Source organism: Arthrobacter sp. G.S.26, assembly GCF_050847375.1.
In the GTDB taxonomy this organism is placed as follows: Bacteria; Actinomycetota; Actinomycetes; order Actinomycetales; family Micrococcaceae; genus Arthrobacter.
Genome location: NZ_CP193752.1, coordinates 3,970,452 through 3,983,492, shown reverse-complemented (window position 1 = coordinate 3,983,492; position 13,041 = coordinate 3,970,452). Strand labels below are relative to the sequence as shown.

Below are 13,041 nucleotides of genomic sequence, written 5' to 3'. Positions count from 1 at the left end.
CCGCGTTTATAGTCGGAGGAAGCAGATCACCATCAGGTCCAGGGTTGGCGCTGAGAACAGCCGGAAGCGGAAAAGAGGACAGAGTGGCGGAGGATTCCGGCAACGCGAACTGCAGGTGCCTTTCCGGCGAGCAGTATGGCCACTGCTGTGGCCGGTTCCACTCGGGGGCATCGGTTGCAGCCACGGCGGAGCAGTTGATGCGTTCGCGCTACACGGCCTTTGCCCTGCTGGATAGCGAATATCTGCGGCGGACGTGGCACCCTCGGACCGCGCCGGCGGACCTGGAACTGGACCCGGACCTGCAATGGCGCCGGCTGGACATCGTATCCACTGCACGCGGCGGCCCGCTGGACACCGAGGGGACGGTGGAGTTCAAGGCCTACTTCCGCCAGGACGGCGAGCGGGGCATCCTGCATGAAACCAGCAGGTTTGTCCGGGAGGATGGCCGCTGGCTTTACGTGGACGGCCAGCTGCACGGCTGATGCCGCAACCCGATGCCGCCGGGAAGCCGGCCCGGGGTCAAGGGCTCCGGCCGGTCAGTATGCGTCGGCGTCGTTGGCAGGCGTGAAGCCTGCCCGGTCCACCTTCCGGTGGAACCGCATCCCGGCCAGGCCGCCCAGGACCGCGCCCACCAGGGCGATCAGCGCCACAACAACCGCGGCAATGATGCTGGTTGTGGTCAGCTGGCCCTCATTGACGGGGATCCGGGGAAAGCTGTTCAGGTTGGCCAGCACGTTGAACTGCTGGCCTGCCACCAGCCCCAGGATTGCGACGACAATCGCGGCGATAAGTGCCCAGATCCACACCATGAGGCCCTGCCGGGCACCGTTGAACCGGGCCATCCGGCCCGCGACGTAGCCGCCGGAGTAATAGGAGAGGAAAAGGATGACCAGCAGGACGATGATGCCCACCAGCCCCACGGTTCCGTCCGACGCCGCCTGGTTGACGGCGTCGTTGACATCAGTGTTGCTGGCCAGGCCCACCGCCGTGCCTGCCGCTGCCACCAGTGCCGTCAAAAGCACCGCCATCCCGGTGGCACTCAGCCAGCCGAAAAAAGCCGATCCCACCTTGATGCCGCCGAACTGCTCCTTTTCCCGGGCCACGGCTGTCTGCCGGTCCGTCAGGGAGGTGTCCCCGGCGGCAGCGTCCCCACGGACGCCGCGGTACGGAAGGTTCTCGGGATCAGGTGCGCTGCTCATGGCTCAACTCAACCACCGCCCCGCCGTGATAGCAAGGGTGCTTATTATTTCGTGACCTGCCGCGTCAGCGGTAGTTCCGGTGCAGGTTCTCCTTGTGCGAGGGGCCTGGCGAAGCGTCGGCAATCCACGGCCCGGTACCTTCGGACTGGTCCAGCACCCCCGCCTCGAGCCAGGTGTAATGACCGTCGAGGACTTTACGGGTCAGCGCGGTGTCGGAGTCGTCGGTGTTCCGCCAGAGCTGGTCAAACAGTTCTTCGACCCGGACCCGCGCCTGTTCGCAGTAGGCTTCGGCCAGTTCATAGGCGCCGGCACCATGTTCCGGCTGTGTCCGCAGCAGCATTTCCGCCCTGGAGCAGCAGGCCGTCATGGCGAACAGCTCGGCGCCGATGTCCACCATCCGGCCCAGGAACGCCTGCTTGCGCTCCAGTTTCGCCTGCCAGCGGCCCATCCCGTAGAACGTCTGCCGGGCCAGGCGGCGGGAGGACCGTTCCACAAACCGCAGTTGCTTGGCCAGCCGGCCGAACCCGGCGTAGGACCGCGGATCCATGCCGGCGCCCGCCACCAGTTTGGGCAGCCACCGGGCGTAGAAGCCGGAGGCGCCGACGGCGGCCCGGGCCTTGTCGGACAGGCTGGCGTCCAGCGAGGCAAGATCGCCGGCGGCAGCCAGGTGGGCGTCCACGGCATCGCGGGCGATCAGCAGCCGCATGATCTCGGAGGAGCCCTCAAAGATCCTGTTGATGCGGAGGTCCCGGAGCTGCTGTTCCGCAGGCACTGCCCGTTCCCCGCGGGCGGCCAGTGACTCTGCTGTCTCAAATCCGCGCCCACCCCGGATCTGCACCAGTTCGTCGGCGATCCGGCAGCTCGTTTCGGTGGCCCACAGCTTGGCCAGCGCGGCTTCGATGCGGACGTCCTTCTGGCCGGCGTCCGCCAGCTCCGCGGACAGTTCAAACACCGCATCCAGCGCGAACGCGGACGCCGCAATGAAGGCGATCTTTTTACCCACCGCCTCGTGTTCGCCCACGGGCCGGCCCCATTGGGTGCGGGCGTTGGACCATTCCCTGGCGATCTTCAGGCTCCAGCGTCCTGACGCCACGCACAGGGCCGGGATGGAAAGCCGTCCGGTGTTGAGGGTGGTCAGGGCAATCTTCAAGCCCTGGCCTTCACGGCCCAGGCGGTTGGCTGCCGGGACCCGGACCTGGTGGAAGCGGGTGACGCCGTTCTCAATGCCGCGCAGGCCCATAAAGGCGTTGCGGTTCTCCACGGTGATGCCGGGGGAGTCCATTTCCACAATGAAGGCGCTGATGCCCCCCTTGTGCACGGTCCCGTCCGGGTCCGTCCGGGCCGGAACCACCGCCATCGCCACCACCAGCTCGGCGATCACGCCGTTCGTGGTCCAGAGCTTCACGCCGTCCAGGATGTAGGCGTCGCCGTCGTCCGTTGGCGTTGCCGTACTGCCCATCCGGGCCGGGTCGCTGCCCACATCCGGCTCCGTGAGCAGGAATGCGGTGATGGCGCCGTCGGCGCAGCGGGGCAGGTACTCCCGCTTCTGCTCCGGGGAGCCAAAAACCTTGACCGGTTCCGGCACGCCAATGGAAAGATGTGCGGACAACAGGGCGCCCAGGCTCGGATGGACGCTGCCCAGAAGGGCCAGGGCCCGGCCGTAATACACCAGCGACAGGCCCAGGCCGCCGTATTCCTCGGGAATCTTCATGCCGAACACACCCAGGCCGGCCAGGCCCCGCATGTAGTCGTCCGGGATCCGGGAGTCCCTTTCGATGACCTGCCCTGACATGGTGCGGGCAAAAGCGGTGAGCCGTTCCATGAACTCTTCGCCCCGGGCCACGGACGCGGGATCCGGTGTGGGCCAAGGGTGCACCAGGCCCAGGTCGAAACTTCCGAGGTAGAGGCCCTTGGCGAAGCTTGGCCGGTCCCAGCCGGTTTCCCGGGCAGCTTCGGCCACGGCCCTGGCCTGCTCCGGCGTGATGCCGGCGCCGATGTCGCTGGCCGGCACCGGGGTGTCTTCGATGGGGGAGTCGGTGGTGCTGTCCGTAGCGGAGCTCATGGGTTTTCTCCTAGGCCCGAAGTGGCCGGTGAAGCCATGGATCCGCCGGGTTGGAGAACCCTTCAGCTGTCACTCAAGATTACCCGCGGGTAGGTTCCCGTACCAGGGGCAGGCTGGACCTGGAAATCGCCGGCAGCGGCTCCCTGCCGGGCCCGGTGGACCAGCCGGTCCCAGCCCGCGTTGATGCCGTGCACCGCTGCCAGCAGTGCGGTGGACAACACAAACCACGTGGCCTTTCCCACCCCCAGCAGCGCCAGGGCGAGCAGGCCGGCCGTCAACACGAACCCGGCCAGGAGGACGGCAAATACCAGTGTTCCGGCGAAAACCAAGGTGCCCGTTTCCACGGTGCTGAGATCAAAGCTCATGAGTCCCCCTGCTGCGGCGCTGCTTCGGATGAGATCGGTAGCACCGAGCGTAGGGTGCGGCCGCATGCGGGACCAGAGCCCGGGCGAGGGAAAGGCCTGTTGATACGGGATCGAAACACTACCGCCAGGTAGGTCACGGGCCGGTCGCGGCGCCTGCGTTAACCTTGTAGTTGGCAGTTTTCCGTCCGTGCTGCCGCAACCCCGCCCACCCACAGCCCAAGGAGAGTGCGTGCCCCGCTCCGCCAGGTCATCCGCTGACGCGATCAGCGCCAGGCTTCGGGACCTCGAACTCCTGACAAAGGGCCCCGCCTGGGCGCTGACGCGATCGGCTCCCTGGGTGATCGCCGTGCTGCAGGCATCCTTCACCCGTACCCGCCCGCAGCTTCCGCTCGAAGAGTTCCACGCCGACGTCGACTCCTTCCTTGAAGAGCTTCGCCGCCAGGACCCCGGGCTGGGTGGCGGCGCCAACGGGAAGGCCTTCGGCGATGAATGGACGCGGCGGCAGTTCCTGACCCGCCGGAACCAGTCGGGCCGGATTGTTTATGAGGTCACCGAACCTGCAGCCCGCGTGCTGGCGTTCCTGGACAGCCTGTCCAGTGAGCGGTCCACCCTGAACGGCTCCCGCCTGGGCACCCTCCTGGGCGACGTGGAAAAGCTGGCCAACGAAACCAACCCGGACCAAAGCGCGCGGCTGGAATCCCTGGAAGAGGAAATCGGTGAGCGCCGGCAATTGATTCAGGACATCAGCAGCGGCGACTTCGACGGCGTGCTGGATGACGACGACGCCGTGGAAGCCGCCGGCAACATCCTGGACCTCGCGGCCAGCCTGCCCGCCGACTACAAAAAGATGCGTGACCGGATCGAGGAGCTGGTGGGCGGACTCCGCAACCAGATCATCGAGGAATCCCTGACCAAGGGCGCCACGATGGCCCAGGTGCTGGCCGCTGACAAACGGCTCCGGCAAAGCCCCGAGGGCCGCACGTTCCGGTCGTTCACGGCGTTCCTGGAGGACCCGCAGCAACAGGTCCGGTTCAGGTCCGCCATCGGTGAAGTCCTCAGCAGGCAGTTTGCCGACGACCTGTCCGCGGATGACAGGGAGACCCTGAAGAACCTGGTGGCTGAGCTCCGCCAGCAGCACAGCCAGATCCAGCGGATCTACGGCAAGCTCAGCGAAAGCCTCAACACCTACGTCCAAAGCGACGACTTCCGGCAGTCCGTCCGGCTCCGCAGGGTCCTCCGCGAAGCGGAGCAGGCCATCAGGTCACTCCCGTATGAGCGCGAACGCCCCGGCCTGGTCCGCGGACCGGTGCTCTTCAACGCCGGATTCGAATCGCTGTCGATGGTGAAGCTTTATGACCCGGACGGGTTTGCGGCCCCGCCCAAACTTGCCGACCCCATCGCGTTCAGCGACTCCGACCGGGTGCGCTCGCCGAGGACCGGCAAGGCCAACCCGGCTGCGATCCGTTCCGCCATGGCCGGGGCAGCCACCCTGGCGGACGCCTGGGAACAGCTGCCGCCCGGGGAGCAGCACATCAACACCATCCGCGGCCTCCTCTCCCAGGCCCTGCAGGACGGCGCGGACTTCGACCGCGGGGCCTGGGCCGGACTGGACTTCGAACAGATAGACGGCACCCGGCGCAGGGCATACCTGCCGGTGGTCACCCTCGCAAAGGATTGACGATGACTGAACCCTCCGCTGAAACCGGAACAGAACCTTCCGAATCCGTTGCCGCAGCAGCCGGACCTGCTGCCGTAGCCCGGGCAGGGGCGGACGCCGAACCCGCCGCCGGGCGCTCCCTTGCCGCCGGGCCCCGCGACACGTTCATTGACGGCGCTGCCCTCTTTCCGGGCGACACCGGGGTGCTGCCCATGCGCGTGCGGCAGGCGCTGGTGAAGCTGCTCAAGGGACCGTACATAGACGGCGGCCGCGACGAGAAGCTCTGGACGGTTCTGCTGGATAACCGGGTCATCATCCGCAGCAGGCTCTCCGAACTGTTCCTCACCATGGAACTGGACCATGACCGCAAAATTGCTGTGCTACGTCCCGTGGATCCGGACGCGATCGGCGGCAGCACCCGCTCCAGCATCCTCCGGCAGCAGCGAGCGCTGAGCCGGGTGGAGACGATTGTGCTGCTCCGGCTCCGCCTGCTGCTGGACCGGCACGTGACGGCGCAGACTGACCCCACCATCACCCGCGAGGAAATCGCCGACCTTGTGGCCCACTACCAGCCCTCGGGCCAGCAGGACGCGCTGCGGGATTCCGATGTAGTGACCCGGGCCATCACTAAGCTCCTGGCCCGCCAGCTCCTGCTGGCCACGGGCCTGGACGACGTGTACACCATCTCCAACGCCCTTCCGCTGGCCCTCCCGTTCGAAAACATCGGCGATATCCCGGCCCAGATCGAAGCCCTGGTCGCAGCCTCGGCGGACCCGTCGGGCACCGAACCGCTCCTTGACCTCGACGCCGAAACAGCGACCGACGATGATGCCGCCGACGACGCGGACGGTACCACCACCACCGAAGAAGGCACCAAGTGAGCATCGCCAGCATGCTTCCCCTCGGGGAAGAAACGAACCCGGGGCAGATGCGGCTGGCGCTGGTCCAGGTGGTCAACTGGGGCACCTTCCACGGTGCGCACACCATGCATGTGGACCGCAACGGCACGCTGCTGACCGGCAACTCGGGCGTCGGCAAGTCGACACTTTTCGACGCGATGCTGCGGGTGTTCGACGCGCGGCCGCGGTCCAACGAGGCCGCAGCCCAGCGCTCCGGCGGGGCCGTGGAGGACAAACGCACCACCTTTACGTACATGCGCGGCAAGGTGGGCGACAAAGCCGTGGGCGAGGGCTCGGCAAGTGCGTTCCAGCGCCCCGGCGCCACCTGGTCAGCGGTGGCGCTGACGTTCGACAACGCAGCCGGTACCAGGGTGACGGTGTCCGCGCTCTTCGACCTGCCCAAAAACGGCACGGAATCGAGCGTTGGCCGGTTCTACCTGATCGACAGCTCACCGCTGGACCTGCCGGCCCTGGAGGACATCGCGGACAAGCGCTTCACCAAGGCCGCGCTGGAGACGGTGTTCCCGGACGCCCAGGTTTTTGACGTGCATAAGGCGTTTGCCGAGCGCTTCCGGCGGCTGCTGGGCATCAACTCGGACCAGGCGCTTCCGCTGCTGCGGGTCATCCAGGCCGGTAAAGGCCTGGGCGGCAGCGTCAACACCTTCTTCCGGGACCAGGTCCTGGACGCCCCGGCCACCCTGGCGGCCGCAGACGACGTGGTGGAGGAGTTCAGCAACCTGATGTCCATCCGGCAGCGGCTCGAAGACGTCCGCCAGCAGCGCGACCAGCTGGCGCCGGTCCCTGGGCTGAACCGCGAGTACGCCCAGGCGCTGCTGGACGCCAACCGGCTCCGGGACCTCGCAGGCGGCGAATTCGAGGCGTACCGGCAGCAGCTGGCAGTCACCGTCCACGAAAAGACGCTGACCCGGTTCCGGGAGCTCGCACAGGCCAAGGCCCAGGACCTCGGGGCGGAGCGGACCGTCCGGGATGCGCTGGCCAAGGATCTCCGGCAGCTGGAAACGGACTACAACACCCAGGGCGGCAACGCGATCTCCGCGATCGAACAGTCGCTCGAGAACGCGCGCGTCAGCCTGAAGCTCCGCGAACAGGTGGAGGAGGCCGCCCGCGCCGCGCTCGCCGATGCCGGCCTGCAGCTGGCCTGGACGGCCGCAGGCTGGGATCAGGCGCACGAACAGGCAGCAGCCCGCTCCGCCGAGCTGAAGGACGACTCCCAGGCCCTGCAGGAGCTTCGGTTTGAGGCCTTTGACGCCCATGCGACCCGCAAGCGGGAACTCGCCGCGGCTGAGCAGGAGCTGGTGTCCCTGAAGACACGCAAATCCCTGCTGCCGCCGTCGAGCATTGAAAACCGGACCGCGATTGCCGCGGCCACCGGTGTGCCCGAGGACCAGATGCCCTTTGCGGGGGAACTGATGGACCTGCTGGAAGGCGAGGAGCGCTGGCGCCCCGCCGCTGAGCGGGCCCTGCGCAGCCTCGCCACCACGCTGCTGGTGCCAGGCGAGCATTTCGGCGCCGTGACCCGGTACCTGAACGCGAACAACATCCGCGGCGCCCTCCGCGCCGTGGACGTGTCCAAGCCGCTGCCAGGCGGTGCGCTGGCGGTGGAGGACGTGAACGACGGCGACCTGCTCCGCAAGCTGGATATCCTCACCGCCGGCGGGGCAGCGGAAGCAGGGGCATGGGTCCGCGAGCGGATCGCCCTCGACTTCGCCTTCCCCTGCGTGGAGGACCCGGACGAACTCGCCGCCCTGGAGAAGGGCCTGAGCCTTGGCGGGGTGGTCAAACGCAACCGCCACACCGTGGAAAAGGACGACCGGTTCACCAGCCGCCAGGACTACGTGCTGGGCTTCGACAACGCCGCCAAGCTGGAACTGGTGGCCAGTCAGGTGGCCGACCTCCGGCAGGAAGTGGCCAAGGCCGCGGAACTGGCGCAGAGCCGGGAGGAATCACACCAGGGCATGGGCCGCCAGCTTGAAGCCCTGCGCCGGGTCGCAGCGGACGACAGGCCCTGGGACCAGGTGTCGGCCGCCGTCGCGGCGGAGGACCTGGCACGGATCGAGCAGCGGCTCAAGGATGCGCTCGCAGCGCAGGCGGATCTGGAACCGCTGCGCGCCAACATCGAGCAGGCCCGGCAGAAACACCAGTCCAGCACCGAGTCGGCTGCCGTCCTGCAAAGCGAGTACAAGGCGCTGGACCGGCAGCTGACCACCGCCGATTCCCTGCTGGACGCCGCGCGCGGGCGCCTGGCCGAAGCGCCGCCGTCGGACGCCACCGTCGAAGCCTTGGCGCCCTACTTTGACGGGTTCGGCGACATCACGGAGCTGCATGAACTGGACAACCTGGCCAACCGGGTGCGCTCCACGCTCCTGGGGGAGCTGCACGCCGCCGAATCCCGCGGCCAGGGCACCGCTGAGCGGCTCACCAGGATCTTTGAGGGGTTTGTCCGCGAATGGGGCAGCGCCATCTCGGCCGACCACGGCACCAGCATCGGCGCCGCAGCCGACTTCGAAACCCGGTACCACGCGATTGTCAGCGACGGGCTGCCGGCACAGGAAGCCGAATTCCGGCAGTTCTTCAACCAGCGCACGCACGAATCGTTCAGCACGCTGCTGCATCTGCTGGATGAAGAGCGGCGGTCCATCACCAGCCGGATCCTGCCGCTGAACGGCATCCTGTCGCAGGTGAACTTCCATGAAGGAAGCTTCCTGGAGCTGGACATCAAGCAGACTTTGCCGCCCACTGCCAAGGCGTTCAAGGACGCCATCCAGAACGCGCTCAAGGCCCGCCACACCCGGCCGGCGCGGCCCGAAGCCGGTCAGGAACGCGACGAGGACGCCGAGCTCACCGCCCGCTACAAGTCGCTGGAGGCCCTGGTCCGGCGGCTGGGCTCGCAGGCTCCGGAGGACCGCCGCTGGCGCGCCGAGGTGCTGGATGTCCGCGGCCACCTCTTTATCCAGTGCAAGGAACACCGCGACGTTACCGGACCCCGCGGCGGGAAGCGGTCCGAGGTCTTTATGCACGCCGACACCGGGTCGATGTCCGGCGGCGAGCGGCAGCGGTTCACGGCGTTCATCATGGCGGCAGCGCTCAGCTACCAGCTGGGCATCGCGGAGCAGGGCTTCACCACCTACGGCACGGTGATGATGGATGAAGCCTTCGTCCTGGCCTCCGAAGAGTTCGCCGGCGCCGGCATCAAGGCGCTGCATGAATTCGGGTTCCAGCTGCTGCTGGCGGCCCCGGAAAACGTCATCGACCTGTCCCGGCACCTGGGGTCCGTCACCGAGATCCTCCGGGACAAGCGCACCAACCGTTCAGGCGTCCTCACGGCCCCGGTGATCAGGCCCACGGCAGGGGCGGAAGGGGCCTGGCGGTCCGAGGCGAACCCGGTGGACATCGTCCTGCGTTAGCCCGCGTGGCGTGTGTCCTTCGTCACGGGAAATGATTAAGGTACGCAAACCTTTCGTAATAGGGGGGAGGCTAGGCTAGCCTTACTTAGGTTCGCATCATTCACCTAAGGAGTTCCGTGACTTCCCCCCACTTCACCGGCCTGACCGCCACCCGCCGGACGCTGTTCAAATCAGCCGGCAAGGCGACGGCGGTCCTGGCCGCAGCGGCCCTCACGCTCTCGGCCTGCTCCACGGGCCCCGCGGCCTCCACACCGGACGCCAGCACTGCCGGCTCCAGCAGCACAGCTTTCCCCGTGACCATCAAACATGTCTACGGCGAGACCACCATCGAAAAGCAGCCCACCCGGGTCGCCACCGTCTCCTGGGTCAACGACGACGTTGCCATTGCCCTGGGTGTGGTGCCCGTTGGCGTCCCCACCAACGAATGGGGCGGCAACGACAAGGGCTCCACCCCGTGGAAGGACGCGGCCCTCGAGGATTTGGGTGCCGGATTTGGCACGGACAAGGCCCCCGTCCAGTACTCCGAGGCGGACGGCATCAACTTCACAGAGATCGCCAAGCTCACCCCGGACGTCATCCTGGCCGCCTACTCCGGCCTGACCGAAGAGGACTACAAGAAGCTCAGCGAGATCGCACCCGTGGTGGCGCACCCTGAGCTGGCGTACGGCACGTCCTGGCAGGACTCCACCGCCATCATCGGCAAGGCCCTGGGCAAGGAAGCAGAAGCCACCAAGCTGGTCTCCGATACCGAGAAGACCGTCACGGACAAGGTGTCCAAGTTCCCCCAGCTGGCAGAGAAGACCTTCATTTACGGCAACCTCGAGCCTGCCAAGGGTGATGGCGTGAACGTCTACACCGCCAACGACAACCGCCCCCGTTTTCTTTCGGAGATCGGCATGAAGCTCGCCCCCGTGGTGGAGGACAACTCGAAGGGGTCCAAGGATTTCTTTGTCGCCTGGTCCGCTGAGAAGGCCAACGAACTGGACTCGGACATCTTCGTGACCTGGGTTCCGGATGCCTCCACCACGGACGCCATCAAGGCCGACCCGCTGCTGGGCCAGATCCCCGCCATCAAAAACGGCGCCCTCGTGGCCGATTCGGACAACACGCTGACGCTGTCCATCTCCGCGTCGTCACCGCTGAGCCTGCCGTGGTCACTGGACACGTTCCTGCCGCAGCTGGCCACCGCCGCGGACGCAGTGAAGTAGGCACTTCGCCATGACGCAGGGTACAACGACGGCGGACCAGTGGGCGCCCGGCGCCGGCACTCCGGTGCCGGGGCGGGTCTCCCGTGGTCCCGTCAAGTGGTCCGCTTCCGGAGGGAAACGGACCGCCTGGCTGCTGGCCGCCGTCGTTGTACTGCTGCTCCTTGCCGGGACCTCCCTGGCCGTGGGCGCCAGGGGCCTTCCCCTGGCCACCGTCTGGCAGGCGATGACCAGCTTCGATGCCGCCAACGGCGACCACGCCGTGGTCCACGCCCGTATCCCCCGCACCGCCCTTGGCCTCCTGGTGGGCGGGGCGCTTGGCCTTGCGGGCGCCGCCATGCAGGGCGTGGCCCGCAACCCGCTGGCCGATCCGGGCATCATCGGGGTCAACGCCGGGGCGGCGCTTGCCGTGGTGACCGGCATCTATGTCTTTGGGGTGGCCACCTTCTCCGGCTACATCTGGTTCGCCTTCATCGGTGCCGGCGCCGCCGCGGTGCTGGTGTACCTCATTGCGTCCCTGGGCCGGGACGGCGCCACCCCGGTCAAGCTCGCGCTGGCCGGTGCCGCGCTGAGTGCCGGCCTGTACTCGCTCATGAACGTCATCCTGGTCTCCAGCCAGGACACCCTTGACCGGTTCCGCTTCTGGCAGGTCGGCGGGGTGGCCGGCCGCGACTGGTCCGTAGTCCTGCCCGGGCTGCCCTTCCTCGCCGTCGGCGCCGCGGTTGTGCTCCTGACCGGCCGCATCCTCAACTCCCTGGCCCTCGGCGACGACATTGCGCGCGGCCTCGGCCAGCGTGTGGGCCTGGCCCGCGGCGTGGCCGCCCTCGGGATTGTGCTGCTGTGCGGCACCGCCACCGCCCTGGCCGGACCCATCGGCTTTGTTGGCCTGGTGGTTCCGCACGCGGTCCGCTTCCTGACCGGACCGGACTACCGCTGGATCCTGCCGTTTTCCCTGGTGGTGGCCCCGGCGCTGCTCCTGGGCGCCGACATCATTGGCCGCGTGATCCTGCTGCCCGGTGAAGTCCCGGCCGGCATTATGACCGCCCTGGTGGGCGCCCCGTTCTTCGTTTGGCTGGTCCGCCGCGGCAAGGGGGCCGGGCTGTGACCCGCACCGACACCACTCCCGCCGCCCCGGATGCGCTATCACTTCCGGTCGCCAAAACCACCCCGGGGGGACCAGAAGTGATAGGGCAACGGAGGAGCCGGCGCCGGATCAACAGGACCGCCATCCTGGCAGCCGCCGTGGTGGTCCTCTTCGCCGTCTCCATCCTGCTGGGCAGCTACACCGTCACCATCCCGGACTTCATCAGGATCCTGGTGGCGCACTTTACCGGCGGTGACAAGATCCCCGGCGCCAGCTTCATCGTGATGGAAAACAAGCTGCCCCGGGCCGTGATAGGCACCATGATCGGCGTTGCGTTCGGCCTGGCCGGCGCCCTGTTCCAGACCATGCTCCGCAACCCGCTGGCCAGCCCCGACGTGATCGGGATCAGCTACGGCGCCAGCGCCGCCGCCGTGGTGTCCATTATTGTTTTCGGCGCCACCGGGCCCACGGTCTCCGTTGCCGCCATGGCCGGCGCCCTCGCCGTGGCGGCACTCATCTACGGCATCTCCAGCGGCGGGGCCATGCGCGGCACCAGCAACGGCAACGCTGCCGGCAACCGTTTGGTCCTGGCCGGCGTGGGCATCGCCGCTGCCCTGCACGCCGTGGTCAACTTCCTGATGACCCGGGCCGACATCCGCACCGCGGCCGACACCCTGGTCTGGCTCAACGGGTCCCTGAACTCTGCCAACTGGGACCGCGCCGGTGTCCTGGCCATCGCCCTGGCGATCCTGGTTCCGGCCGTGGCCCTGATCGCCGGCCCGTTGCGGATCCTCGAACTCGGCGACGACGCCGCCGCCGGCCTGGGCATCAAGGTCGGCGTGGCCCGGCTTGCCCTGGTGATCGTCGCCGTGGCCCTCGCCGCCGTAGCCACCGCCGCCGCGGGGCCGGTGGCGTTTGTGGCGTTCCTGGCGGGACCGATCGCGCGCCGCTTCACCAAAAAAGCCAGCCTCCCGGCGTCGGCCCTGGTGGGCGCGGTGATCGTCCTCGCGGCCGACTACTTCGCCGCCAACCTCGCCCCCCTGATCCTGGGCGGCACGGTCCTGCCCGTGGGCGTTATCACCGGCGCCCTGGGCGCCCCGTTCCTGCTGTGGCTCCTGGTCACTGCCAACCGAAAGGACGCCTGA

Annotated in this window: 10 protein-coding genes; 7 read left to right on the top strand and 3 right to left on the bottom strand. The window is 67.8% G+C overall.

Features of this window, described 5'->3' with window-relative positions:
- Positions 1 to 83 precede the first annotated feature (83 nt).
- A complete protein-coding gene (locus ACRB8A_RS18240; RefSeq protein ID WP_432245273.1) occupies positions 84 to 482 on the top strand; it encodes a YchJ family protein in 399 nt (132 codons plus the stop codon).
- Between the two features lie 54 nt (positions 483 to 536).
- Here ACRB8A_RS18240 and ACRB8A_RS18235 read toward each other — a convergent pair whose 3' ends face one another.
- The 3 genes from ACRB8A_RS18235 to ACRB8A_RS18225 form a co-directional block, all read right to left on the bottom strand.
- Positions 537 to 1,199: a hypothetical protein gene (locus ACRB8A_RS18235; protein WP_432245272.1), complete on the bottom strand. Its 663-nt coding sequence runs from the start codon at positions 1,197 to 1,199 to the stop codon at positions 537 to 539.
- A 64-nt stretch (positions 1,200 to 1,263) separates the two neighbouring features.
- Positions 1,264 to 3,261 carry an acyl-CoA dehydrogenase family protein gene (locus tag ACRB8A_RS18230; protein WP_432245271.1) on the bottom strand — a complete coding sequence of 666 codons (1,998 nt, stop codon included), beginning with the start codon at positions 3,259 to 3,261 and terminating at the stop codon, positions 1,264 to 1,266.
- Between the two features lie 62 nt (positions 3,262 to 3,323).
- Entirely contained in the window at positions 3,324 to 3,626 is a 303-nt protein-coding gene (locus ACRB8A_RS18225; RefSeq protein ID WP_432245270.1) for a hypothetical protein, read from the bottom strand.
- 229 nt (positions 3,627 to 3,855) lie between these two features.
- Between ACRB8A_RS18225 and ACRB8A_RS18220 the strand changes: the two genes are divergently transcribed.
- The 6 genes from ACRB8A_RS18220 (at position 3,856) to ACRB8A_RS18195 (ending at position 13,041) form a co-directional block, all read left to right on the top strand.
- A complete protein-coding gene (locus ACRB8A_RS18220; protein ID WP_050687476.1) occupies positions 3,856 to 5,304 on the top strand; it encodes a DUF3375 family protein in 1,449 nt (482 codons plus the stop codon).
- Positions 5,305 to 5,306: 2 nt separating this feature from the next.
- On the top strand, positions 5,307 to 6,164 hold the full coding sequence (locus tag ACRB8A_RS18215) for a DUF4194 domain-containing protein (protein ID WP_432245269.1): 858 nt from the start codon (positions 5,307 to 5,309) through the stop codon (positions 6,162 to 6,164).
- A complete protein-coding gene (locus ACRB8A_RS18210) occupies positions 6,161 to 9,607 on the top strand; it encodes an ATP-binding protein (protein ID WP_432245268.1) in 3,447 nt (1,148 codons plus the stop codon). Before ACRB8A_RS18215 ends, ACRB8A_RS18210 begins: the two co-directional genes overlap by 4 nt.
- 116 nt (positions 9,608 to 9,723) lie before the next feature.
- Positions 9,724 to 10,815: an iron-siderophore ABC transporter substrate-binding protein gene (locus ACRB8A_RS18205; RefSeq protein WP_432245267.1), complete on the top strand. Its 1,092-nt coding sequence runs from the start codon at positions 9,724 to 9,726 to the stop codon at positions 10,813 to 10,815.
- A 10-nt stretch (positions 10,816 to 10,825) separates the two neighbouring features.
- Positions 10,826 to 11,917, top strand: a complete 1,092-nt coding sequence (locus tag ACRB8A_RS18200) for a FecCD family ABC transporter permease (protein ID WP_432245266.1) — start codon at positions 10,826 to 10,828, stop codon at positions 11,915 to 11,917.
- Between the two features lie 80 nt (positions 11,918 to 11,997).
- Positions 11,998 to 13,041, top strand: a complete 1,044-nt coding sequence (locus ACRB8A_RS18195) for a FecCD family ABC transporter permease (protein ID WP_432246068.1) — start codon at positions 11,998 to 12,000, stop codon at positions 13,039 to 13,041.

Excerpts from the sequence above, each read along its gene's own strand:
- ACRB8A_RS18235 (WP_432245272.1), bottom strand. The coding sequence starts at position 1,199 with ATGAGCAGCGCACCTGATCCCGAGAACCTTCCGTACCGCGGCGTCCGT.
- ACRB8A_RS18230 (WP_432245271.1), bottom strand. The coding sequence starts at position 3,261 with ATGAGCTCCGCTACGGACAGCACCACCGACTCCCCCATCGAAGACACC.
- ACRB8A_RS18225 (WP_432245270.1), bottom strand. The coding sequence starts at position 3,626 with ATGAGCTTTGATCTCAGCACCGTGGAAACGGGCACCTTGGTTTTCGCC.
- ACRB8A_RS18215 (WP_432245269.1), top strand. The coding sequence starts at position 5,307 with ATGACTGAACCCTCCGCTGAAACCGGAACAGAACCTTCCGAATCCGTT.
- ACRB8A_RS18200 (WP_432245266.1), top strand. The coding sequence starts at position 10,826 with ATGACGCAGGGTACAACGACGGCGGACCAGTGGGCGCCCGGCGCCGGC.